Origin of the sequence: Acinetobacter sp. CE-15, assembly GCF_051059255.1 — a bacterium.
Classification (GTDB): Bacteria; Pseudomonadota; Gammaproteobacteria; order Pseudomonadales; family Moraxellaceae; genus Acinetobacter; species Acinetobacter guillouiae.
On record NZ_CP192737.1, the window covers coordinates 2,381,273 to 2,404,554 of the forward strand.

22 protein-coding genes and 1 pseudogene are annotated in these 23,282 nt (G+C 34.1%); 8 read left to right on the forward strand and 15 right to left on the reverse strand.

The annotated features are described in order from the left end of the window. Positions 1 to 463 precede the first annotated feature (463 nt). Both ACQ7EO_RS10990 and ACQ7EO_RS10995 read right to left on the reverse strand, forming a co-directional pair. Positions 464 to 1,483: an MBL fold metallo-hydrolase gene (locus ACQ7EO_RS10990; RefSeq protein WP_434277282.1), complete on the reverse strand. Its 1,020-nt coding sequence runs from the start codon at positions 1,481 to 1,483 to the stop codon at positions 464 to 466. Positions 1,484 to 1,628: 145 nt separating this feature from the next. Next, positions 1,629 to 2,198: a TetR/AcrR family transcriptional regulator gene (locus ACQ7EO_RS10995; protein ID WP_034613038.1), complete on the reverse strand. Its 570-nt coding sequence runs from the start codon at positions 2,196 to 2,198 to the stop codon at positions 1,629 to 1,631. A 415-nt stretch (positions 2,199 to 2,613) separates the two neighbouring features. On the opposite strand from ACQ7EO_RS10995, the gene ACQ7EO_RS11000 reads away from it, so the two are divergent. Beyond that, positions 2,614 to 2,952 (forward strand): hypothetical protein, encoded by a 339-nt coding sequence (locus ACQ7EO_RS11000; protein ID WP_056511142.1) that lies wholly within the window; start codon positions 2,614 to 2,616, stop codon positions 2,950 to 2,952. A 240-nt stretch (positions 2,953 to 3,192) separates the two neighbouring features. Here ACQ7EO_RS11000 and ACQ7EO_RS11005 read toward each other — a convergent pair whose 3' ends face one another. Together ACQ7EO_RS11005 and ACQ7EO_RS11010 are read right to left on the reverse strand one after the other, a co-directional pair. Then, entirely contained in the window at positions 3,193 to 3,429 is a 237-nt protein-coding gene (locus ACQ7EO_RS11005) for a VF530 family DNA-binding protein (protein ID WP_434277283.1), read from the reverse strand. 332 nt (positions 3,430 to 3,761) lie between these two features. Continuing rightward, positions 3,762 to 4,661 carry a LysR family transcriptional regulator gene (locus tag ACQ7EO_RS11010; RefSeq protein WP_434277284.1) on the reverse strand — a complete coding sequence of 300 codons (900 nt, stop codon included), beginning with the start codon at positions 4,659 to 4,661 and terminating at the stop codon, positions 3,762 to 3,764. 99 nt (positions 4,662 to 4,760) lie between these two features. On the opposite strand from ACQ7EO_RS11010, the gene ACQ7EO_RS11015 reads away from it, so the two are divergent. Then, positions 4,761 to 5,201, forward strand: coding sequence for a CidA/LrgA family protein (locus tag ACQ7EO_RS11015; protein ID WP_004821498.1), 441 nt, complete (start codon positions 4,761 to 4,763; stop codon positions 5,199 to 5,201). Beyond that, entirely contained in the window at positions 5,201 to 5,896 is a 696-nt protein-coding gene (locus tag ACQ7EO_RS11020) for an LrgB family protein (protein ID WP_434277285.1), read from the forward strand. Before ACQ7EO_RS11015 ends, ACQ7EO_RS11020 begins: the two co-directional genes overlap by 1 nt. Before the next feature lie 54 nt (positions 5,897 to 5,950). Here ACQ7EO_RS11020 and ACQ7EO_RS11025 read toward each other — a convergent pair whose 3' ends face one another. Further along, the gene (locus ACQ7EO_RS11025; RefSeq protein WP_004821496.1) at positions 5,951 to 7,114 is read right to left on the reverse strand and encodes an MFS transporter; all 1,164 of its coding nucleotides are present in this window, start codon (positions 7,112 to 7,114) and stop codon (positions 5,951 to 5,953) included. 126 nt (positions 7,115 to 7,240) lie between these two features. Next, the gene (locus ACQ7EO_RS11030; protein WP_239045639.1) at positions 7,241 to 7,771 is read right to left on the reverse strand and encodes a hypothetical protein; all 531 of its coding nucleotides are present in this window, start codon (positions 7,769 to 7,771) and stop codon (positions 7,241 to 7,243) included. A 596-nt stretch (positions 7,772 to 8,367) separates the two neighbouring features. Here ACQ7EO_RS11030 and ACQ7EO_RS11035 point away from each other — a divergent pair. Together ACQ7EO_RS11035 and ACQ7EO_RS11040 are read left to right on the forward strand one after the other, a co-directional pair. Further along, entirely contained in the window at positions 8,368 to 8,607 is a 240-nt protein-coding gene (locus ACQ7EO_RS11035; RefSeq protein ID WP_244012488.1) for a DUF2171 domain-containing protein, read from the forward strand. Positions 8,608 to 8,900: 293 nt separating this feature from the next. After that, a complete protein-coding gene (locus ACQ7EO_RS11040; RefSeq protein ID WP_434277286.1) occupies positions 8,901 to 9,275 on the forward strand; it encodes an Imm41 family immunity protein in 375 nt (124 codons plus the stop codon). A gap of 187 nt (positions 9,276 to 9,462) precedes the next feature. Here ACQ7EO_RS11040 and ACQ7EO_RS11045 read toward each other — a convergent pair whose 3' ends face one another. Continuing rightward, complete coding sequence (locus tag ACQ7EO_RS11045) at positions 9,463 to 9,942, reverse strand: hemerythrin domain-containing protein (RefSeq protein WP_434277288.1); 480 nt, start codon at positions 9,940 to 9,942, stop codon at positions 9,463 to 9,465. Between the two features lie 380 nt (positions 9,943 to 10,322). Here ACQ7EO_RS11045 and ACQ7EO_RS11050 point away from each other — a divergent pair. Then, positions 10,323 to 11,511, forward strand: a pseudogene (locus ACQ7EO_RS11050) (benzoate/H(+) symporter BenE family transporter). Positions 11,512 to 11,612: 101 nt separating this feature from the next. On the opposite strand, the gene ACQ7EO_RS11055 reads toward ACQ7EO_RS11050, so the two are convergent. After that, entirely contained in the window at positions 11,613 to 12,383 is a 771-nt protein-coding gene (locus ACQ7EO_RS11055) for an alpha/beta fold hydrolase (RefSeq protein ID WP_434277289.1), read from the reverse strand. Between the two features lie 615 nt (positions 12,384 to 12,998). Between ACQ7EO_RS11055 and ACQ7EO_RS11060 the strand changes: the two genes are divergently transcribed. Both ACQ7EO_RS11060 and ACQ7EO_RS11065 read left to right on the forward strand, forming a co-directional pair. Continuing rightward, a complete protein-coding gene (locus ACQ7EO_RS11060) occupies positions 12,999 to 14,204 on the forward strand; it encodes an aromatic amino acid transaminase (protein WP_151803152.1) in 1,206 nt (401 codons plus the stop codon). Positions 14,205 to 14,562: 358 nt separating this feature from the next. Next, positions 14,563 to 16,131: an ATP-binding cassette domain-containing protein gene (locus ACQ7EO_RS11065; RefSeq protein ID WP_434277291.1), complete on the forward strand. Its 1,569-nt coding sequence runs from the start codon at positions 14,563 to 14,565 to the stop codon at positions 16,129 to 16,131. Between the two features lie 106 nt (positions 16,132 to 16,237). Here the strand turns inward: ACQ7EO_RS11065 and ACQ7EO_RS11070 are convergent, their stop codons facing one another. From ACQ7EO_RS11070 to ACQ7EO_RS11100, 7 genes are all read right to left on the reverse strand, one after another. Further along, positions 16,238 to 16,660 carry a VOC family protein gene (locus ACQ7EO_RS11070; protein WP_434277292.1) on the reverse strand — a complete coding sequence of 141 codons (423 nt, stop codon included), beginning with the start codon at positions 16,658 to 16,660 and terminating at the stop codon, positions 16,238 to 16,240. A gap of 31 nt (positions 16,661 to 16,691) precedes the next feature. Further along, a complete protein-coding gene (locus ACQ7EO_RS11075) occupies positions 16,692 to 17,438 on the reverse strand; it encodes a DUF6597 domain-containing transcriptional factor (RefSeq protein WP_434277293.1) in 747 nt (248 codons plus the stop codon). Between the two features lie 112 nt (positions 17,439 to 17,550). Continuing rightward, positions 17,551 to 18,810, reverse strand: a complete 1,260-nt coding sequence (locus ACQ7EO_RS11080; protein WP_434277294.1) for a hypothetical protein — start codon at positions 18,808 to 18,810, stop codon at positions 17,551 to 17,553. A gap of 48 nt (positions 18,811 to 18,858) precedes the next feature. Then, entirely contained in the window at positions 18,859 to 19,794 is a 936-nt protein-coding gene (locus ACQ7EO_RS11085; RefSeq protein ID WP_434277295.1) for a hypothetical protein, read from the reverse strand. A 125-nt stretch (positions 19,795 to 19,919) separates the two neighbouring features. Next, positions 19,920 to 21,341: a serine hydrolase gene (locus ACQ7EO_RS11090; RefSeq protein ID WP_434277296.1), complete on the reverse strand. Its 1,422-nt coding sequence runs from the start codon at positions 21,339 to 21,341 to the stop codon at positions 19,920 to 19,922. A 256-nt stretch (positions 21,342 to 21,597) separates the two neighbouring features. Next, the gene (locus tag ACQ7EO_RS11095) at positions 21,598 to 21,906 is read right to left on the reverse strand and encodes an I78 family peptidase inhibitor (protein ID WP_004821486.1); all 309 of its coding nucleotides are present in this window, start codon (positions 21,904 to 21,906) and stop codon (positions 21,598 to 21,600) included. A 157-nt stretch (positions 21,907 to 22,063) separates the two neighbouring features. Further along, complete coding sequence (locus ACQ7EO_RS11100; protein WP_004720535.1) at positions 22,064 to 23,173, reverse strand: S-(hydroxymethyl)glutathione dehydrogenase/class III alcohol dehydrogenase; 1,110 nt, start codon at positions 23,171 to 23,173, stop codon at positions 22,064 to 22,066. Positions 23,174 to 23,282 lie beyond the last annotated feature (109 nt).

The following is a 23,282-nucleotide window of genomic DNA, read 5'->3' on the forward strand; positions in this document are numbered from 1 at the left end:
GTTAATCTATATGAATGATTAATCTTATTTTTTAGTATATCTGTTCTATATTTCATTAAATCATTTATTTTACATTTTTTTAAGTTCTGAGCAAAAAATTGCACATTAAAGATATAGATTAAGTAATTTTGAGCAAATATATTCACATTTTTTAAACAACCAAACTCATGGGGCTAAAACAACCATTAATAAATAAAAGTGTGCGTGCCTAAATAAATTACAGAGATGCCTCCACTCTCGTTTTGACTACATAGAAGCTGAATTGAAAAGATGGGAACTTTTATGAACATAAAAAATCAGCCAAAAGACCATGAGCAAGTTCTTATTTATACACACAAGACAAAGTCAGCCCTAGTTTTATCAAAAGAAGATATAGATGAAAACAATAGGGCTATATCACTGAATATAAATACCTTTAAAAGAGGATTGAGGGACGTAAATAATTTAAAAATGATTGAAAAAATTACGGACGCCACCAATAGTTTTCGACATTTGGCTCGTTTAAGCTCAATACTTCACCCATTTGAGGCGTACTAATCGCTAAGTCGTTTTGATGAGCCAAAGCCACAATCCGTTCAAATGGGTCATCCCAAGCATGAAGGGCCAAGTCAAAAGTCCCATTATGGACAGGTAACAAATGACGTCCTTTTAAATCGATATGCGCTTGTAAAGTTTGCTCAGGTTGCATGTGAACATCTGGCCATTCTGGATCATACGCCCCAGTTTCTAGCATGGTAAGATCGAAAGGACCATAACGATGTCCAATCTCTTTAAACCCATCGAAATAACCAGTATCGCCACTAAAAAACACCCGTAGATCATTATCAATAATCACCCACGATGCCCAAAGCGTTGCGTTGCTATCACCCATACCACGGCCTGAAAAATGATGGGCAGGGGTAGCAATCAGCTCAAGACCATCCACATGGGTTGTTTCCCACCAGTCAAGTTGCTGAATCTTTTCTGCTGGCACGCCCCATTTAATCAGTGTGTCACCAACACCAAGTGGTGTTAAGAAGTGTTCAACTTTGTCTTTGAGTTGGATTACTGCATGGTAGTCAAGATGGTCATAGTGGTTATGCGACAAAATCACGCCTTTAATGGGCGGTAAGTCCGCAATGCTAATCGGTGGTTGGTGAAAACGCTTTGGGCCAATCCATTGAAAAGGCGAGGCACGCTCAGAAAAAACAGGATCGGTTAACCAAAATTCATTACGTAATTTTAATAAAATGGTCGAATGCCCAAGACGAAATAGAGAACGGTCTGGGGCACTCATGAGCTGTTCTTTTGATAAACTTAACACAGGAATTTCTCGGTTTGGCACCGTATTTTTGGGTTTGTTAAATAGAAATTTCCACATTAAGCCTAGCGTTTTTCCGAAAGAATGTGTGTGCAGATTCGGCCGTGTATTGCTATATTTCCCATTGTACTGCTGTGATGACATGACGGGAGAAGGCAAGTCTGTTGCGTTTGAAATTGTCATTTTATTTTCCTTGAGTGGAACAAGCTATATCTGTAAATAAGAACTTGAGATAAGTGCTTATTTTGATTTATTTAAATGAGTATTTAATCACTCATTAATTAATTTAAAAAATAAGAATGCTGCACATCCTTACTTTAGTCTTTATCTACATTGAAACTGCATGCCAAAACGCTTCAAAACCTGACTTCCGATAAAGATCAGCTTGAGAAGGGTCTTGAGCAATAAAGTTGAGTGTGACTTCGGCAAGTGCACCCAAAATCGAACCGATAAACAAGGGTGGATAATCTCTTAATTTGCCGTCATCAATATGTTCTTGAATAGTCCTAGTAAAATCACAAAAAGTTTGCATACCAATGTGTTTACTCTGCTCTGTAATTTGTTCTGAAGTCGACAACTGTGCCATCACTTTACGTTTGAGTGGGGCATCTAAACTCCAGTCCAAATAGCTTTGCCAGATATAAAACATTTGGCTTTGTAGGTCTGAGTTGTTCGGATAATTCAGCATTATGACCTGACGCAGTTCGGCCTTTAGCGAAAGGTATAATTGGTTAAGTAATTCCTCTTTATTACTGAAATAAGTAAATAAAGTACCTTCTGCTACACCAGCGACTTTGGCTATTTTTGAAGTAGATGCACGCTCTCCAAGTTCTGCCAATGTTTCAATAGCAGCATTTAAAATTGCATTACGTTTATCTTCACTACGAGGACGGGCCATAGATAAATAGATTAATTGAGTGATTACTCAATCATAAATTGAAATAAATAAAGCGCAAGATATATTTTAAAAGGGATGGGCTTTTCAAGATCACAAGCTATAGATGCATCACATAGACAGGCCCACACAGCAAAGTTAGCGCTTTAATTAATAGTCATAATTATAATTTCCGCAACCGATAAGATGCGAGAAACTATTGATCAGTGTATGAAATCACGTGAGTCAGGTAATGCTTCTATAGAATAGAACTATTTTTAAGTCTTTGATCTATATTTTAAAATTTAAATCACGGACAACTTTTCAGAGATATGTGTAATCCTGAATATCTGCTGTTACAGCATGTGTAAATTGCTAGATTATCTCATCAGATTGTTTCAGTATAGATCCAGACACTCAAATTTACAGGACAATCATCATGATATTGAGATATCGTATATTTTTAAAATATCTTTCTATTTTAGGTTTTGTGGCAAGTTCTGCTGTGACTAGCGTAGCTTTCGGAAGTTCCGAGCAGGCATGGAACAAGCATGATCAGGAAATAAAAGCGGCTTGTATAAAAGCAAGTCAACTTAAAAATGCCAAGACAGTAAGCAATGTCATGCTGTTTGATGATCGTGTTGGATATTCGGCACTCTTGATTCAAGGAAAATATCCGCAAGCACACATGAAAAACAAAACAGGGCAAGAACTGTGTTTATGGAATAAGACATCGAAGAAAGCTTATTTAACTGAAGCAAATACGAAAGTACATTGAAGTCATAACCATACAAAATCGAGTAGCGATCTGATTTCAGCATAACTTATATTATGTTACTTGGGATACTCAGCAACTTGAATATAATTTTACTGATTCAAGTTGCTGAGCTGTAGCAACAACAGCATTGTGTAGCCACAGTCTCTGATATTCTATTTAACTTATGTTCACCTAGAATTTATTTCACAATTAAATTTAATTACTTAGAACACTAAAATAACAATTTATAAAATATTTGGTTTACGATTTCTGTTTGGCTTTTTGGCGTAAGACATACAAATATAAGCTTTCTACTTTTTCACGTGCCCATGGGTTAGTACGTAAGAATCGCAATGATGACTTAACACTTGGATCTATGCAAAAACATCTAATTTCAATTTTACGACTTAAGCCTTCAAAGCCATCGAAGTAATCTAATAATTCATCCAAAATGTCAGCAAGTTTTTTGCCGTGTAGAGGGTCATTGGAGGCGTTCATAATAGATCAACCATATTTTGGGAGGCCATCATTATAACCTGAGTTAGTTGAAAAATGAGAGGGTTGGAATTTAAGCGTAATTAACATAGAAAATTACAGCTTATTTTCTAGTTAACTTTTTCTAAATATAAATTAGTCAAATTCTAATAACTAGGTAGCCATTGCAAACAACATGTGAGTAGACAACTTACATAATATTCTATTTAACATAATATACATTATGCGAAATTAGTATAATTAAATATTTGATATACATAGTTTTAATATTTATGAAATTCACACCTGAGTCAGGCTAATCTTAATTTATTAAGACTTAAAAGCTATCAATCCATCTAGAAATGAATTTTATCTCGATGCATCTCTACAATCGTTAACCAAGCTTTGGTTGCTGGACTCATTGCTACAGTCGTATTCCAAGCCATACTCAATGTCCAATGTAATTTAGGCTCATTAAGGATTGCTGAGCAAAACTTCCCTTGATCTAACTGATCACAATAAATTTTGGGCAATATGGCGATCCCCATATTAAACTCCACCATTTTGGTGATAAAGTCCCACTGGCTACTTTTACACACCACTTTTGGTTCAAAACCTACAGAATTTGCAGCCTGTATAATCATCTTATTTAATGTAAAAGAATCAGCGTAAAGTAAAAAAGTTTCTTCTCTAAGCTCATGCAAATTCACTGAATCTCGTTGATTCCAATGTGAATTTTTCTTAGCCAATAAACACATTGGTGAGTCTATCACAGGAATTGCCGCAAAACTTGGTCTTAAATTACCGAGTAAAATCCCAACATCAATACTTTTATCAGCAATTGCTTCCTCAATACCATTGGCACCAACTTCTAAGAATTTCAATTGAATATTAGGATGATTCTGGTGAAATAAAGCAATTAAAGGGCTAAGTAATACCGAGCCTAATGGTGGTAAGCCTATGGTTAATTTACCTTTTTTTAACTGCTGTACTTGATCAATATTTTCAAATATTTGCTTTTGTTCATTTAAGATATTTAAAGCATGTTGATAAATTAATTCACCAATATAGGTAAGTACAACTTCCCTTTTTCTTCCAGCTTCACCTTTTTTAAACAAAGCTGTGCCAAGTTCTTCTTCTAAATGTTTAATTGATTTACTGAGTGTAGGCTGTGTCATAAACAAACGATCCGCAGCCAAAGTAAAACTTTCGCAATTAACGATTTCTACAAAAATTTTAAGATTTTTAATGTCCATCAATTATTCCAAAAACGCATAATTATGGTTTAATTATTCATAATATGCTGTGATGTTTGCAACTAAAATAACGTATCTTTTTAAAATATCTGCAATAAAATGTCTACGCGCACTCAAAGCCATCAAATTTCATCAATCTATAAAGTCACATTGCAAATTGGGCTTTTAATTTTGATTTGGTGGATTGGTTCAATCATTCAAAAGCAATTTAATTTACCTATTTCGGCAGCTGTGATTGGCTTATTTATGGTTTTGATTGGGCTCATGACAGGTATTTTTAAGTTAAATTGGATTAAATCAGGCTCAGATTTCATTCTAGGTGAATTGGTACTATTTTTTATTCCTTGTTTTATCGGGTTAATGAAATATAAAAACCTATTTATCACTGAGGGTTGGCAACTGATTGTTGTGGTTGTACTGGGCACAATTTGTGTGATGGTATTTACTGCTTATAGTGTGCATATAGGTTTTAAACTAGAGCGGAAATTGAAACAACGTCATGTTCATAAAACCGTACATGTATTACAGGGAGATAAATAATGTCTGTCATTTCAATATTTTGCCTAGTGATCACATTAGTCGCTTATGTGTTGGTCAAAAAGCTTTATCGTAAATTTCCATACTTAATTTTATCTCCAGCAATTTTGGTTCCGATTGTTTTAATCACCATTTTACTGTCAGCACATGTTTCTTATGATGCTTATATGCTTGATAGTCAGTGGATTATATGGATGTTAGGGCCTGCAACTGTTGCCTTTGCAATCCCAATTTTTGAATATCGCCAAATCATTAAAGAACATCTCATTTCAATTTCTATGGGTGTGGTCATTGGTATGCTTGCTGGAATGATCAGTGCATTCTACCTTGCCAAGTTATTTCATTTTGACCAAACAACAACCTATAGTCTAATGGCACGTTCAATCTCCACACCATTTGCAATGGAGTTAACAACCCATATCGGCGGTTCAGTTGAACTGGTGATTTTATTCACCATGATTACTGGGGTGACTGGTATGTTAATTGGTGATTTGGTATTAGGCGGTTTAAGACTGAAATCAAGCTTTGCACAAGGTGCGTCTTTGGGTAATGCGGCACATGGTTTTGGTACAAGTAAAGCTTATATGCGTGATAAAGATGAAGGTGTTATTGCCAGTTTAACCATGGTTTTAGCTGGTATTTTTATGGTATTGGTTGGACCTTTTATTGTACACCTTATTGTTTATTTACTAAATTAACCCGTACAGAATTGATTTGAACGTTCTGAATCTCTTTTCTGCAAAGAGATTCATTTATCTTTGAATCGTTTGTAATGTTTTAGGTAAAAAATTAATCAATAGCAAACCAAGCAATGCTGAAAATCCAGCAATGATAAAAATATATTCTCCTGATAATTTTTCCCAATATTGCCCAGCTAAGATGCTGCCAGATGCAACGCCAAGTCCCCACATGGTACTATATAGCGCTTGCCCTCTGCCCTGTTGTTTGGCTGCAAAGTTCTGCAAAATGACCCGCATTGCAATAATATGAAATAAACCAAAACTAAATGCATGAAAAGTTTGAGAAATAAATTGAATAATGAAACTTTCTGAAAATAAACCTGCCAAAATAAATCGAATACTGGTCATGATTAAACAAAGTGCGACTAAGCTTCGCCATGAAAAACGATTTAGGAAGAAATTTGCATAGTTAAACATGATAATTTCAGCAATCACCCCAACTGACCATAAAAAGCCAATCTGAGTTGTACTGTAACCAGCAAGCTTTAAATAATTACTATAAAAACTATAAAATGGTGCTTGTGCAAAAAGCATAATAAATTCAATGATAAAAAATGAAAAAACCACTGGTCTTTTTAGAATGGGAAGCAATGGGTCTAATATTTTTTGTGCACTCGGTGCAGTGCTGGGTTCCTTAATCGAAAAGGACCAAATAAAAGCTGTAAATGCAATACATAACAACATCATTGGTAAATATTGAATTGCAATAACTTCTAAAATCGCACCGATACTAAATACGCCAATAATAAATCCAATAGAGCCCCATTTTCTAATTTTTCCATACAATGCTGTATGTTGATTACCTAGCCAAAACAGCGTTACACCTTCAAATTGCGCAAGTATGGCATTTTGAAAGAAGCTAAAAATCAGCATCAGAAATGCAATTGATTGCATATTGTTGGGAATGATAAAAATTAAAAACCAGATCGTAGCTTCCATCCAGGTTGCCACACGAACCCACAACATTCGTTTTCCTGTTTTATCTGCGATAAATCCCCAAATAAAAGGTGCAAATATACGGGTTAAAATGGCTATAGACGACAGTAATCCGATTTCTTGATAATTAAATCCTTGATCTTGAAGATATAAGCTCCAATACGGTAAAAAAGTTCCAACTATTGAATAATACCAAAAATAGAATCCACTCAGTCTGTATTGGATTGGCATAGCTTGCATGTCGTTGCATTCACTTGGATTTTCAATATGTTACCACAATTAATGGTTGTAGTGGATTGCTGCCATTTGTTTACTAGTGACAAAAAAATAGCCCTTACATTGAAGGGCTATTTTTTTGAGTATCTGTTAACGAGTTACTCGATCCCAAGCATCTTTTACTGCATGCTTTGCTTCTTCCCATTTTAAACGAGACTCTCTTTTGGTTTTTTCCCATTGAAGCTTAAGATCTGCTTCAACTTCTTCAAACTTTGTTTCATAAGGGTAATTGCTTCTAGAAGTGTACCCTAGCTGATATGCATCACGATAATCACGATCGTAATCTACATTATCATATAAGTTAATCGTGTCTTTATAATAAGGGCGAGTGTTGTAAGTTTCACGCCAATAAACATCTTCATCAGTTGGATTTACAGCTTCAGAAATGCTTTTTCCAGCTAATCCTCCAACAACTGCACCTACTACCCCACCGACTGCAGCACCTACAGGTCCGCCAACAGCTCCAATAGCTGCACCACTTACTGCACCGCCTGCGGCTCCAACACCTGTCCCGATTGGGTGTGCGCCTGGCTCACCGGAAATTGGATCGGCATTCAATTGGTCACGTTGTTCTTTACTGAGATCCTTAACTACTTCGTTATCTATATTAGAATTTGACATATTTAATCCTCTATTTTGATAAAAGTTATTAATTCAATTAATCAATCAACGATAATCATCCTAGATTAAATATTTTTATTTAATATTACTATTTGTTATAGTTTCAAGAAAGGTTTGTACAAAATTAAATTAACCAAATTAAAATAAAATTAGCTCAAAACACCAGCCATATTGAGTATTATCGTTTTAGAAATTTTTAAATAAATAACATCAAATTACAATACAACATATTAAAACCTCACCGTTAATTATTTAAAAATAAAACATTACAAAACACCAACTTACAGCAATAATTTCAAACATCTCATTAAGATCAAAAAAAATAAAATAATCAAAAAAACCTCAATAAAGCTTATAAATTATAATTACATCACAAAAAAAAATGAATAAAGCATAACAAAATTAATTAATTGAGAACAGAATCACATTATTTTTAATTTTATATATTTATTCAAAAATGACATTTATAAATTAAATAAATCTATAAACCTTACATTATTAACTCAACAAAACTTAAAACTTTAAAATACTTACATCACTAATTTTTAAATGTCTTAGACTGATATTTCAACTTGAACAATAGATGAGCAAACATTATGAGTAACGTTAATGCAAACGATATTAAAGAACATGCTTCAGTAATTGCTTCATGTGGTACACAGATCGGTAAGGTTGATCATCTTGAGGGACAAGATTCAATTAAATTGACTCGAAGTGATGATGAACATAATGAACATCATCTGATTCCATTAAGTTGGGTGAGTGAAATTAAAGATGGAAACGTAATTTTGAATAAAAATTCAGAAGAAGCAAGAAATGCGTGGCAAACATTATAGCTTTTACCTAAAGTAATTTGCTATTTCAAGAATGCCAATCAATTTGATTGGCATTTTATCTTCAGTGTTTAGCAGATTTTAAAAGTACAAAATTATCAAATTTAATATAATGGGTCCTAGATGAATTAGCCCTCACTCAGATGACTATACTTTACTCAATCTTTCTACATCAATTACATATTCATCAGTTGCTTTCACATTCCTGTAAATTATGAGATATTATTAAAGTAATTCAAGAATTTCGTGAAATTTGTATTAAATTAATTTTAGATAGTGTTTAAAGAACATAAATTATGAATGCAAAAAAAATTATACAGCGCAATTTTCCTCACAATGACTTATATGAAAACTTATCATTTATAGGAAAGTTGCACGAAGAAAAAATATGGGATATGGAGGAATATTGGCTTTTAGAATGGGGAATTTATAATGTTGAAAGAAATTCATCTGCTATATTAGATTGGGAGCTATTTAGGATTTTTAGCATAATTATGCTTTCTATAAGCTCTCATTTAGATATGAATGACTCCTTTAAAATAGGGAATTTGGAACTACCATTGATATATGAATTTAGGGAACGAACTCAACTAGTATTTGAGGGTTATTTCTCCGAATTAATGCCTAAACAAATTTTTTTTGAAAAAAAGAATCCTTTACTATCTTCTTAGTTCATCATAATTAGAGTTATATGAAACTGCCCTCAGAGTGAGCGCCATGCTTCACTCAATCTTTAAAGATCAGCTTCCTATAAAGATTGAGTGAACCGAAACAGCTAAGAAAAGAGACAAAACAATTAAAATGATTTGATCATTTTCAAATCTGGCTTATCTATCTAAATTTCAAAAGTATAAATCATTAATTAACTAAACTCGTTTTGTTTTTATCAATATATTTATCATATTCATGTTGATACTTTTTAGCTAAGCTTAGTTTTTCATCATCTTTTAAAATTTTGCCAGATTGTTGGAAAAATTTATGCTCTTCTTCATCTAAATGATGATGTACAAGCTTACGTAGCTGATTTGCTATACGTAACCAACTCGGATTATTGAGTTCTTTTTCAGTAAGTTGCTCAAGTAGCTCATCTATTTCGTGATGCTCAGACAGAGCATGCCTTGTAATATTCAAACCTGCATCTGTCATCATAAGAGGTATATAAAAATACCTGTCTTCAGCTACAGCATGTGCAAATAATTCATTTTTCAACAATGAGAAATAATGCTTTCTTTCTTCTGAATTGCCAGTAGTTTCAATTAACTTATCAGATAATTCTCTTTGCTTTTCATGACTAAATTTTAAGACATCAAATATGGTGAGTTGCTTACTATGGCTCATACTTTTATCCTATCGAAAAATTTATTTAATATTCAATCTTAGAGGATAAACTCATATTTATTATTGAACTCTTGTTTCAATAGTTTTTTAATTGTAATAACTGTTTATATTGTAAGATCTATGAAATTCAAAAAATCATTAAGAAACCTAAATTGAGGGTACTTTTCTTCGCTGCATTCAAAGCACTACTCTCATTGTATTTAGCAATATAAAAACCATTCTTAACTCCTTCACCTTTACTAGAGTTAAGTAGAAAGGCAGAAAGTAAATTCATATTAGCAAACTGGTACCTTAAAAAATATTAAAAGCGTATCTTATGGCAATACCACAATTAAAAATACACTCTACTACTTCTTTTTTAAATCTTAGGGGTAGAGTTTATGTCTTTTCAACATCATTCTAATGATTTTCTTCCCCCCATTATGGCAGGTTTAATTTCGGTCATCGTCAATTATGGTGGTACCTTTATTTTAATCTTCCAAGCTGCGCAGATGGCTGGTCTTAGCCCTGAACTCACTGCCTCATGGGTGTGGTCTATTTCTATTGGGGTTGGTATCACAGGAATATTATTAAGTTGGTATACCCGCGAACCCATTATCACTGCATGGTCTACGCCTGCCGCTGCATTTTTGATTACTACGCTTGTAACTGTGCCATATTCCGAAGCAATTGGCGCATATTTACTTTCTGCACTGGCATTTGTGATCTTGGGAATTACGGGCTATTTTGAAAAATTGATTGGTCTAATTCCAACGGGTATTGCCTCTGGTCTCTTGGCAGGTATTTTATTGCAATTTGGGATTGCAGCCTTTACCAATATGACAATTGATCCTTTTTTGGCGATTTCATTATTTTTTATTTACCTGATCACCAAGCGTTTTTCTGCAAGATTTGCCATTATTAGTGTCTTGATTTTTGGCTTTATTTTCTTACTTTTACAATCACGGATTGATTTCTCTGGATTTGAACTAAAATTAGCCTCGCCTATTTTTACCACACCAACTTTTTCTATAAACTCGATACTGAGTGTTGCCTTACCTTTATTTTTAATTACCCTAACAGGACAATATATGCCAGGTTTACTGGTTCTTAAAAATGATGGTTTTTTACACCAATGCTAAACCGATTCTTATCGTGACAGGCTTAGGCTCGTTCCTCATGGCTCCGTTTGGTTCACATGCATTTAATCTTGCTGCGATCACTGCTGCAATTTGCACTGGAAAGGAATCCCACGAAGATCCTTCAAAACGCTGGATTTCAGGGATTGCCGCAGGTGTGTTTTATATTCTTGTTGGAATTTTTGGTGTAACGTTAGCAGCTGTCTTTGCAGCGTTTCCAGTCGCTTTTATAAGCACTCTAGCAGGACTTGCATTATTAGGTACAATTGCTGGAAGTCTTGCAAATGCGATGAGTGATATTGATTGCCGAGAAGCCTCACTCATTACCTTTCTCGCAACGACGGCCAATATCAGTTTATTTGGTGTTGGGGGTGCATTTTGGGGTTTGGTTTTAGGTCTAATTTCATATCTTGTACTCAATGGAAAATTCAAAACCAAGACACTTTCTTGACCCTACCGGACTAAAGAACTGGTAGTATTTACAAAATAATCATTTATAAACAGCATATTACCTTTAAATATGCTGTTTTAATTTATTCAGAGTCTAAAACCTCATTCTATAAATCCAGAGATCATTTGATTGACTACAGCCGGTTTTTCAGCATGTAACCAATGCCCGACTTGTTCAATGACTTTAACTTGACTATGACTAAACTGGGTTTCGATTGCAGAAAAATGTTCAGCTTTTGAGATATAAGGTGAGTTTCCACCTTTAATAAACAATGCTGGAATAGGATTCACCTGCTGATTTTCCCAACTTAAAATATCAGCATAATGATTAAATAAAGCTTGGACATTAAACAGCCATTTTCCCTTACTGAATGATTTTAATAAAAATTGAATCACCATTTCTTCTTTTAAATACTGACGCATAATCTCTGTTGCTTCTTTACGAGATTCAATTTGTGCATTTTCAACCGCAAATAAGGCTTTAAAAATTTGATCATGGTGATTTTCTTGATATGCAAAAGGTGTCATGTCCAAAACAATCATTTTTTGCATACGATCTTGCGCTAAATCTGCAAGTTTCATTGCAATTTTTCCACCCATAGAATGTCCAATCGCAATAAACTTTTCAATATTTAAATGATCAAGTGTTTGCAAAACATCCTGAGCCATCAATTGATAATTCATTTCATCTGAATGTGCAGAATGGCCATGATTTCGAACATCAATTTGTAATAAGTTGAATTTGCCTTGAAATTCACGTGCATTAATGCCCAAATTACTTAAACTTCCAAATAACCCGTGAATCAATACCAGTGTGGCTTTTTGAGTTTCATGGCTATCTTGAGCTTGATCGTATTGATAATTCAGTAACATTAAAAACCATCCAGAATTTAAATATTGCGCTTGCACTATGATGACAAGAAGAGAAATGCAGAACAATAGTTTTATCATTCATTAACAATACTGCGACCTAAAAATAATCAATATCTTAGCTATCTCTCTTCCAATACCGCACTTGATACACTGTTTAAGTTTTATCTTATTTATCCTCTATTTTGTAGAGAATACACATTTGGCTATAAATATAGACAAATGAGCGATGAGCTTAGGGTCTGTTGACATTTCATAAATGGCTTGCGTTGTAGACTAAAATTGAGCAGGCAAGGCAGGAAACGAAGAGAATAGCGAGACTATTTTCGAGTTTCATAACGTAGGCTGAGATAATTTTAGCCACAACCCTTCGGGACTTGTGTGTTTTTTGCCGTTACGTCGTTACGAACTACTCATTTAGAATGACTAAATTTCATATTTCGCGCCTAGTATCGCCTAAAAAACACACGTAGTCGCAAACGTAGACGAATTGTCTACAGACCCTAATCTAAAGTTGAATAAATAATAAAAAATAAACCTCAATCTACTGTTGAGTCGGGGTTTGAATTACCTATATTATCAGACTTGATTTTTTCGATTGATTTAGGACTTTAGACCATGTTTCAACATGTAGATCCTTATGCAGGTGATCCAATTCTTTCTCTAATGGAAGCCTTTGGTAAGGATGAACGGACACACAAAGTAAATTTAAGTATTGGTCTTTATTATAATGAGGACACCATTGTTCCTCAGTTAGACGCTGTAAAAGCGGCTTTGAAAAATATTGAACCAAGCAATGACAAGGTAAAGCTTTATTTACCGATGGATGGTTCAAAGTCTTATAACGAAGCAACCCAGAAACTGGTTTTAGGTGCAGATAGCCAAGCACGTAAAGATGGCCGTGCAGTGACCATTCAAACCCTAGGTGGTTCTGGTGCACTTAAAGTAGGCGCAGATTTTCTAAAAAAATACTTCCCTGAATCTGATGTTTGGGTGAGCCAACCGACCTGGGAAAACCATATTGCAATTTTTAATGGTGCAGGAATCAATTCACATTTCTACCGTTATTTTGATGCAGCAACCAATGGTGTCAATATTGAAGGCATGTTAGAGGATTTACAGCAAATCCCTGCAAAAGGCATTGTTCTTCTTCACCCTTGTTGCCATAACCCAACAGGCGCAGATTTAACACCTGCTGAATGGGATCGTGTAATTGAAGTATTGAAAGCACGTGATTTAATTCCATTCCTAGATATTGCTTACCAAGGTTTTGGTCAAGGCTTAGAAGAAGATGCTTATGCAATTCGTGCCTTAGACAAGTCAGGATTGAATTTCATTGTTAGCAATTCATTCTCTAAAATTTTCTCACTATATGGTGAGCGTGTTGGTGGTTTAAGCTTTATTTGTGATGATCAAGCAACTGCACAAAAAGTTTTAGGTCAGCTTAAAGCAACTGTACGCCGGATCTACTCAAGCCCTCCAACGACAGGTGCCTTAGTGGTTGATAATGTATTGAATGATGCAACATTAACTGAAAAATGGCATGCAGAGCTTAAAGAAATGCGTGAGCGTATTATCCAAATGCGCGAACTATTAAAGGCAAAATTAACTGCTGCTTTACCTGGTCGTAATTTTGATTACCTTACAGAACAACAAGGCATGTTTAGCTATACAGGTTTAACGGCTGAACAAGCGGATATATTGAAAGATCAATATGCCATTTATTTGCTACGTAGTGGCCGTATGTGTGCAGCGGGCTTAAATTTAAAAAATATTGATTATGTAGCAACATCTGTTGCAGAAGTCATTAAAGCAACTGCTTAAATAAATTAATAAGCGTTGATTGGTTCAATCAACTGCCACTTAACTCCCTTTTCATAAGGGAGTTAAGTTTTGAGATGATTCTTTTTTAAATGAACATTTTAAAAGCTGAACATTGACATACAGATTTATTTTTATACAATAAGCATTCTTATCCCCTTTCTTAAAAGAGTAACGCCAATGAAGTAAGTCATTTTCTCATCATTATTTATTTAATTTTTGATGTGCAAAATAGATTCTACTCAAGGCTATACTTATCTTTTGGTTCTGATACCGTCTTTACGATAAATTAAATAATCTACTGTTATTTAAAGCTTTTATTACATACTATTTTGTGCATCCTCTATATGAGGATCATTGAATGCAACAAGCATGTATTATTTCAAATTTGAGTTTGGCATTCCCCACTCAAACAATGTTTACGCAACTAAATTTTGTGCTTTTTTCAGGGCAAACTTCTGCTGTGATTGGCCGTAATGGTTTGGGAAAATCATTACTTTTTAAGGTATTACAGCTACAACAGCATTCAGATTTAGCCTATTCAGGGCAAATTGCATGGCATATCCAACATGATTATTTAGCACAATTACAACGATTAAATGCGAAAACCATAGCTGAAGCTTTAGATATTGCTCATCTACACAATGCTTTTGAGCGTATTGAAAACAATAGTGCCAGTTTTGAAGATTATGATTTGGTGGAAAACTGTTGGGATTTACCTCAAAAATGGCAACAAATTTTAAGCAATGCACAACTGCCGCTTGATTTAAATTTTCCCATACAATACCTAAGTGAAGGTCAAAAAACCAAGCTGGCTTTGTGTCGCTTATTTCTAAAACAAGATCATTATCTACTTTTAGATGAGCCAAGTAATCATTTAGATGCCATGGCAAGAAAATGGTTAATTGAATCGATTCAGGCACATAAGGCGGGAGTTTGTATTATTAGTCATGATCTTCAATTGCTGAATCAAATGCAGCATATTTATGCTTTAACCGCGCAAGGTTTGCAGCATGTTTCGGGCAATTATGCTGATTATGTTCAACAGCACCAACAACAAATCCATGCTTTAACTCAGTCTATTCAACAAGAAAAACGTGAATTTAAACAGTTAAAGCAACAACAGCATGATAGTTTAATGAAAGCACAAAAACGTCAACGTAAAGGTGCTCAATTGCGTGACTCGAACTCTCAAGCCAAGATTCTACTGGATTTTAAAAAAGAGCAAGCTGGGCAAAGTTTTGGGAAATTACGTGCACAGCAAATTCGCCAAGCTGATGAAACACAAAGCAGTTTACAGGAGAAACAAACAGCTTTAGAAAAAATTAAACCACAACGATTTGACTTTCAATTTCAATCATCTAAACAAGGTGAAATATTAAGAATTCACGATCTACAATTGCCTTATGCCATCACACAGAACATAAAGTTGTCACTCCAAGCCGGTGAAAAAATCCAGCTTAAAGGTGCAAATGGCGTGGGTAAATCCACCCTATTAAAAATGATTGATCAATCACGACGTACTGAAATTTTCTTTACCGGGCAAAGTTTATATTTGGATCAAAATTTTAGTTTACTCAATGATGATCTTTCTGTGATCGAGAATCTAGCGAAATTTAATTCAGATATACTGGAGGTCGAATGGCGAAATTTATTAGGTCAACTGCGTATCCGCCGCGAAAAAGCACTCTTAAAATTGGGGCAACTCAGTGGTGGCGAAAAACTTAAAGTTGCATTACTTGGAATAAGTCAGCATCATCAAAATATTGATTTATTATTATTGGATGAACCTGAAAATCACTTAGACATCGAGTCACGAGAATTACTTGCGCAAGCCATTGAGCAATTTAAAGGTGCTGTCATTCTGGTCTCTCATGATGATTGTTTTGTTAAGCAATCTGGAATAAATGAAGCATTTTTACTGAGTTAAAAAGTAATACTTCATTCTGATCATTTTGGAAAACTTTCCGCCAATGGTTTATTGCCCATATGGCGGATTTCATTGGTCAAGATGTTAAATTGATGTTGTAAGGCATTTATCCAACTTTTTCAGCAAAGCCAAGAATATAGCCATTCAGATCTTTTAAATAGAATTCTTGCATACCATACCATGTTGTTTTTAGTTCAGTGAGCTGAAGATTTTTATGCTTTAGTGCTAAATAAAATTCATTAATACCCTCTATTTCCATATAAAAAGATACTATTGCTCCAATAGCTAGCCCTTTTGAAAAAACAACATCATTTTTAAAGGTATCAGAACGTTGAAACATAAATTCCACGTTATCCCTCTGCACCAGCGTATAAACATATTCTTTATTTTCAAGAAAAGTTAGATCGATTCCATCTTGTGATTCTGGAACCGCCATGATCAGATTAAAGCCTAGGTTTTCTGTGTAAAAAGCCGTTGTTTTTTTAATATCAGTCACTTCAAAGTTTGGAGAAATTTTGCAAATTTTCATTTTTAATTCATCTTTAAATTAAGTTATAGAATTATTGCCTTTCATCCATTTTTGATAATTGTAAAAATCGGTCGTTTTTGTTTTTACTTAACGCTTTGGGCGTTACCCCAGTATATTTTTTAATTTCTTTGATAAAATGCGCTTGATCAAAATAGTCAGAATTTGGATTTAGATTACCATTTGAAATTTCTTGGTAAGTCGCATTACAACGTACAATACTTAAAAATTCTTTGAATATAATACCGAAATTGGATTGAAAATATCTATTTATTTGCCTGCTACTCCAAAAAATGCTATTGGAAATTTCAGACACCGATGTAGATTTTTGTTGATACACGATTTCAAATAGTTTTAATTTTCTGCGATCAATGGGCTTTAAGAATTTTATTGAAGCGTCTAAATTGTTCGTTATTTCAGAAACAAATTTATCAAACTCGTCTGAATGATACTCGTCGATTCTCCAAAAAGACTCAGGTAAATTTATCGTCATATCTAAAATAGATTTTATCTGTGTTCTAAATATATACTCAAGAGCTAACAGCTTGAATCTGATCGCAAAGAACTTGGTGTTTTTAGAAATTTGTATGTCTTTTGGTCTTGTCCATATTCCAGTCAGTTTTACTTTTGTTAAATTTCCATCTACGAACTCGATAATTAAGTCAAAGTAACCATCTGGCAAAATGATATGCTGAACATCTATTCCCAGAGTTTCGTAATACCAAAAACACTTCACAAAATTACTCAAAAATCCATTTGGTTCAATTTCCCTGTATTTCATTTTAGTATCTCTCTAAAGTGACATATAACGACAAGAATATGAATTTCAATTGAGGGACAAAACTTGTATTTTGCACGTCATTCCAGATGAAAGCAGCGATTAGCTGTAGTTTTTAAGTACATTGTACGAGATAGCCACTTACCTTTGATTGATCGCACCAAAATACATAACAAATTCCACCGCTTCCAAAATAAACTTCACCGTTTTCAATATCTGGTAGATCTGTATCAAGCTGCATCAGAAAATCCATTTTTTCATTACAAATTGGACAAGTTAAAACTTGAGCACTTTGTATCCAAATCGGTTCACCGCCTAATCTAAAAAGATTTTCTCTACCATTTGAACTGCCCCAACTTTGATAAGTCCATCTATTTGGTGTTTCTGCAAAGCAGATTTTAGTGTTTTTAATTGCTAAGTCGGGATAATTTTCTATTATCTGTGTATTGCCAATTTTTGTCGGCTCACCACGATCATTGTGTTGGTAGAATATTTCACTATATTCATTTAATTCTCTAATATGCATTCCCAATGTAAGGTTTTTTAGCTGTTTAATATTTAAGCCATTAGGAATTTTTTCAAAGGTAATGAGGTGAACAAAAGGATTATCTTTATCATTTTGGATAAGTCCACCAAACTCATATTTTTTATCATTTGGAGTCAAGCGCCAAGTAGGATGCTGCTTTTTATTAATATGGATCGGCCGATTATCACAAAAATATTTCTCTGGAAATTTAAAATGATACACTGGATTTGGACAATAACTTTTAATTTTTCCATTTTTGAATGTAAAGCCAACAGATTCTAAATCGTAAGTTAAATAATCCTCTAAATCCTCCCTTTCAAAAATATTATGCTCAAACGCAAATTGATAAGCAAAATTTAGTGTGTCTAAATCTCTTGTTTCGATTAAACAACGATATAGTCTTCGCTTGTCAGAAAGTGAAGTTGTATGACTTTTCATTTTCAATACAAATGGCTTGATTTGCTCTGCTGATAAATTTCGCCAAGGGTATTCAGCATAAAAAGCTGATTCATTCGCCTTTAGCTCAAAAATAAGCGCTAAATATTGATGAAGTAATTCTGGAAATTGCAAGCTTGCATATTCAATCACTGCCTCTGCATTTTCATTCGCTTGATGTTTTAGAATATTAAGCGAATGAACAATAAGCTCAGAAAATTGTGCTTTCTCAATATAGCTCAGTGAGTCATTAAATATTGTTGCCCCTTTTTCAAAATTTGTCAGAAACAATCTGCAAAACGTAAAAGTTGCTTCAGCATTACCGATAAACTCAAAGAGCCTTTCATAAAGATTTGGGGCCTTCCAACCTTGTTGATTAAAATCTTCAATTAAATTTTTAGCTTTTTCTATCATGGATTGTATTCATTTAAAATGATTAAAAATATTAGAGTGTTATGAGGATTATTTTTCTTTGCATATAGCAATCTGTTTCGTATCACGCAAATATACCCAGACAATATCACCAAGATGCTGGACAACTTGTGGATATTTTCCAAATCCACGAGGAAAAGTGATGTCTGAAATTTCCTTTGTAATTAGAGAGAAAATCTTTTGTTTACCTTTCCACTCATCATTTTGGAAAACAGGTGTAAGCATTAAATACTTCTGTGAACTTCCCAATAAACCATTTACACCACGCTTTTTTTGGTCGATTGAATGTAAGTCACCACTGTCTATAAAGGTTTCAACCACTTTTCCATTTAAATTGCTTTTTATAAAAGCATAGTAATCCATCCCCCACTTGTTTACAGATGTTACTTTCCCACCAGAGCTAAAAACATATAACTCGTTATCTTTCAACATAGCGGTATCAACTTTAGGTGGAGAAAGAACATCTTGATGGTGAGAGAATGACTGCTTTTCAAGTGATAACCACCTTACCCAATAAGCTTGTTGAATTAACACATCCAAATGAAGCATGGCAATATATCTTGTATCATCTCCCAAACCATCCTGACTAAAACAGATCGGTAAGACAGAACAATCGCTTATAGGTGTTTTCCAATGTAGATTAAATCTTTGGGGAAGTATTTCAGTATTTTTGATTTTAATCGTCTCGAACATCTGTTTTTCATTTGAATACAACAATAACTCATCTTTGTTTTTAATTATGCCGAATTTTTTATTTATAGAGAATAAAACAGGTGCATTTTCAAGTTGATAGTATTTATCTGTATAGTCTAAATCTATAATGATGTACTCCTCTTTAGACACAAATAAGAGTTGATAATATTGTTCTTCATTATAAGACAAGAAAACTGCCGTATTTTCATCTATACAAATTGCAGAAAGAATCGGGTTTTCAGGTTCAATTTTTTTGATAAGTTCTAATTTCATAGAATCTCCATTTTTTAATATATGCTTTGTTTTTAAATAAAGTCGTGGCCATTAGATATGCTTTTGTATTATAAAGAATATACAAAACAAACTCATATGCTTGTCTTTCTAGTACATAAGCCAGATTAACTATCTGGATTATTTTCTTTTTCATTTATAAGCTGAAAACATAATTTATCAATGTTTTTCGTTTTTGGATGAAAAGCTGAGAGGTTAGATAGCACAATAACAGCAGTCTTATCCTCAACATTTATTGCCATTGAAGATGAATAGCCACCAGTTCCGCCATTGTGCCAAACCAAATCTTTTCCATTTTGTGATTTCAACAAATGCCAAGCTAAACCGATTTTCATATCTTTGTTCATTTCAAAGGTCGGTGTACGCGTTAAAGACAATTCGGTATTTTTAGGATCGAATTGTGCGATTGCAAATTTTGCTAAATCCTCTGTGGTTGATAATAGCCCGCCAGCACCAAACAAAACGTCAAAATCCCAATTTGATACGATTTGTCCATCAGGATTTTGCCCTTTTACTAACTTAGTATCTAGATTTTGCGAGTTTACAAATGAGTTTTTCATTGTGTATTTATCAAAAATTCTCTTTTGTAATAATGTTTGAAAGCTTTTTCCTTGTGATACGCCAAGCGTATAGCCTAATAATCCCGCCCCTAAATTGGAATAAACATATTTTTTTTCAGGCTCATTTTCAATTTTCAAATCATCTTTAAGGTATTGTTCAATCTGACTTTTACCATAATCTTTGTAGGGATTACTTTGATTCGATAAATCTAGATTCTCTGGTAAGCGCGGTAAACCAGAAGTATGATTAGCCAAGTCTTTAAAATTCAGTTGAGTGTTATTTTTAAATTTTAAAGATGGATAAAATGGATTGATTTCATCCGTTAATTTAATTTTTCCTTCATCAACAAGCGAAGCTAAAACGGTCGATGTAAAAACTTTGGTAATAGAACCAATTTCAAAAACCTTATTCTGGTTTTCAATCGGTTTGATCTTGCCATCAATTTTGATAACCCCATAATATTTCACCTTTTGATTCTGAACGACTGCAATAGAAAGTTGCGTATTATTTGGAAAATTTTGGCTATTCGAAAAAATGATGTCTGAGATTTCTTTTGGATAAGCGTTAAGTGCATTCACAGTATTACTACTGTTTATCTCTTTTTGGACTTCATTAGGCTTCATAATAAGTCCCTTGATATGATTTTCTTGATCAAGCGAAATATTGACCGTCAACACCATTTTCTCGAACTTGGTTTTATAACTGACATAACTTCCTTGTTGATCGCTGAGAAATTCTTTGCTTTCAATTTTTCCTGCCTGAGATTTCAATCCTGAGAAAAATTGCTTTGTCTTTTCAAGCGGCAATGTCTTTTTCATTTCAACAGAAAATTCATCATAAATTTTTTCATACTGATCAGCATTATAGTTGTTTATAAAATTGTCCATGGCAATTTTATAGTTTTCATTCTGAGCAAATATTGAGTTTGATATCAAAATCGTAAATAGGATTAAAAATAGTCTTTTCATAAGGTTTTAATAATAGCTAATGAATTGAAGTCTTGTGCTCTAACGCCACACATCCAAAAGTACAGCTTAAAACATAACAAAAAAACTGCATTAAGCAAGTATTATCTGTCATTCAGTAGCAAAACACTGTTGTTTTAGTCTTTTATAATGATTGTTCTGTATCGAATAGATGAAGCAAATTTGTTAAATTAAACTTTAAAATCATGATTGAACAAATCAGTATTTATTCAATCATATAAGACTTAAATTTGTGTCATTAACCACAAGTCGCTTGGGTAATTTTTTTGGTCGCAGGATCTACAGTTACCGTCACACGTTCAATACGATAATCCATAGTTACCCCTTGATTTGGCGCAACTTTACGTACGATTGATGCCTGTGTAAGCTGCTTAATTTTCGCTTCAGACATATCATTTTGTCCAATCAATTGAGTCGCACGTTCAGCAACACATGTGGTTTGAGTGTTTTGTGCTGTTTGATCTTGCTTTGCATTAGTTTGAAGCGAAGAACATGCTGATACAGTTAAAGCCATGATACCAAGACCTAAAATTGCAACATTTTTCATAAGACGACCTATTTTGATTTTTTGCTTTAAAGCCATAACATAACAAAAAAAGATAAGCTTAGAAAATTAATATATAAAACTCATACATTTATCATGCAAATAAGAACCAGTGATACATGATGTATCACTGGTTCTGGGTGGTGCTCAGTATTTATGCTTAAAAGTTAATCACTGTACGGATTGATTTACCTTCATGCATTAAATCAAATGCTTCATTAATTTTATCTAAGCCCATTGTATGGGTAACAAAAGGTGCAAGTTGGATATCACCTTTCATCGCATCTTCAACCATACCTGGCAATTGTGTACGGCCTTTTACCCCACCAAATGCGGTTCCTTTCCATGTACGACCAGTCACAAGCTGGAACGGACGGGTAGAAATTTCTTGACCTGCACCTGCTACACCAATGATGACTGATTGTCCCCACCCACGATGAGCACATTCAAGCGCTGAACGCATTACATTGACATTGCCGATACATTCAAATGAATGGTCTACACCCCAACCTGTCATTTCAACAATCACTTCTTGAACAGGTTTGTCATAGTCTTTTGGATTAACGAAATCAGTCGCACCAAACTCTTCTGCCAACTTAAATTTTTCAGGATTGGTATCAACAACAATGATACGACCTGCTTTCGCTTGGCGCGCACCTTGTACAACAGCCAGACCAATACCACCTAAACCAAATACAGCAACTGAATCGCCTTCTTGTACTTTTGCTGTGTTATGGACTGCACCAATCCCTGTCGTTACGCCACAACCCAGTAAACAGACATGTTCAGGATTTGCTTCTGGGTTAATTTTAGCCAATGATACTTCAGCAACGACAGTATATTCACTAAAAGTTGAACAACCCATATAGTGGTAAATAGGTTCACCATTATAAGAAAAACGTGTCGTTCCATCAGGCATAACCCCTTTACCTTGTGTCGCACGAACGGCAGTACACAGGTTGGTTTTGCCTGATTTACAGAATAAGCATTCGCCACATTCTGCAGTATATAAAGGAATCACATGATCCCCAGGTTTTACTGAAGTTACACCTTCACCAACTTCGACAACAATACCAGCCCCTTCATGGCCTAAAACTGCTGGAAATACGCCTTCTGGATCATCACCTGATAAAGTAAATGCATCTGTATGACAAACCCCTGTATGGGTAATTTTAACAAGGACTTCGCCTTTTTGTGGAGGAGCAACATCAATTTCCACAATTTCTAAAGGTTTTCCTGGACCAAATGCAACAGCAGCACGTGATTTCATAGCTAAATATCCTAATAGGTTTGTGTTTTAACAGTTGGACTACAGTAACCTTTTTCTCTTTACAGATTCAACCATTAACTTGATGATATGATTTAGTAAAATTTAAAGT

Bases quoted from the DNA above. Each gene is read 5' to 3' on its own strand.
- ACQ7EO_RS10990 (WP_434277282.1), bottom strand. From the start codon at position 1,483: ATGACAATTTCAAACGCAACAGACTTGCCTTCTCCCGTCATGTCATCA.
- ACQ7EO_RS10995 (WP_034613038.1), bottom strand. From the start codon at position 2,198: ATGGCCCGTCCTCGTAGTGAAGATAAACGTAATGCAATTTTAAATGCT.
- ACQ7EO_RS11000 (WP_056511142.1), top strand. From the start codon at position 2,614: ATGATATTGAGATATCGTATATTTTTAAAATATCTTTCTATTTTAGGT.
- ACQ7EO_RS11005 (WP_434277283.1), bottom strand. From the start codon at position 3,429: ATGAACGCCTCCAATGACCCTCTACACGGCAAAAAACTTGCTGACATT.
- ACQ7EO_RS11010 (WP_434277284.1), bottom strand. From the start codon at position 4,661: ATGGACATTAAAAATCTTAAAATTTTTGTAGAAATCGTTAATTGCGAA.
- ACQ7EO_RS11015 (WP_004821498.1), top strand. From the start codon at position 4,761: ATGTCTACGCGCACTCAAAGCCATCAAATTTCATCAATCTATAAAGTC.
- ACQ7EO_RS11020 (WP_434277285.1), top strand. From the start codon at position 5,201: ATGTCTGTCATTTCAATATTTTGCCTAGTGATCACATTAGTCGCTTAT.
- ACQ7EO_RS11025 (WP_004821496.1), bottom strand. From the start codon at position 7,114: ATGCAAGCTATGCCAATCCAATACAGACTGAGTGGATTCTATTTTTGG.
- ACQ7EO_RS11030 (WP_239045639.1), bottom strand. From the start codon at position 7,771: ATGTCAAATTCTAATATAGATAACGAAGTAGTTAAGGATCTCAGTAAA.
- ACQ7EO_RS11035 (WP_244012488.1), top strand. From the start codon at position 8,368: ATGAGTAACGTTAATGCAAACGATATTAAAGAACATGCTTCAGTAATT.
- ACQ7EO_RS11040 (WP_434277286.1), top strand. From the start codon at position 8,901: ATGAATGCAAAAAAAATTATACAGCGCAATTTTCCTCACAATGACTTA.
- ACQ7EO_RS11045 (WP_434277288.1), bottom strand. From the start codon at position 9,942: ATGAGCCATAGTAAGCAACTCACCATATTTGATGTCTTAAAATTTAGT.
- ACQ7EO_RS11055 (WP_434277289.1), bottom strand. From the start codon at position 12,383: ATGTTACTGAATTATCAATACGATCAAGCTCAAGATAGCCATGAAACT.
- ACQ7EO_RS11060 (WP_151803152.1), top strand. From the start codon at position 12,999: ATGTTTCAACATGTAGATCCTTATGCAGGTGATCCAATTCTTTCTCTA.
- ACQ7EO_RS11065 (WP_434277291.1), top strand. From the start codon at position 14,563: ATGCAACAAGCATGTATTATTTCAAATTTGAGTTTGGCATTCCCCACT.
- ACQ7EO_RS11070 (WP_434277292.1), bottom strand. From the start codon at position 16,660: ATGAAAATTTGCAAAATTTCTCCAAACTTTGAAGTGACTGATATTAAA.
- ACQ7EO_RS11075 (WP_434277293.1), bottom strand. From the start codon at position 17,438: ATGAAATACAGGGAAATTGAACCAAATGGATTTTTGAGTAATTTTGTG.
- ACQ7EO_RS11080 (WP_434277294.1), bottom strand. From the start codon at position 18,810: ATGATAGAAAAAGCTAAAAATTTAATTGAAGATTTTAATCAACAAGGT.
- ACQ7EO_RS11085 (WP_434277295.1), bottom strand. From the start codon at position 19,794: ATGAAATTAGAACTTATCAAAAAAATTGAACCTGAAAACCCGATTCTT.
- ACQ7EO_RS11090 (WP_434277296.1), bottom strand. From the start codon at position 21,341: ATGAAAAGACTATTTTTAATCCTATTTACGATTTTGATATCAAACTCA.
- ACQ7EO_RS11095 (WP_004821486.1), bottom strand. From the start codon at position 21,906: ATGAAAAATGTTGCAATTTTAGGTCTTGGTATCATGGCTTTAACTGTA.
- ACQ7EO_RS11100 (WP_004720535.1), bottom strand. From the start codon at position 23,173: ATGAAATCACGTGCTGCTGTTGCATTTGGTCCAGGAAAACCTTTAGAA.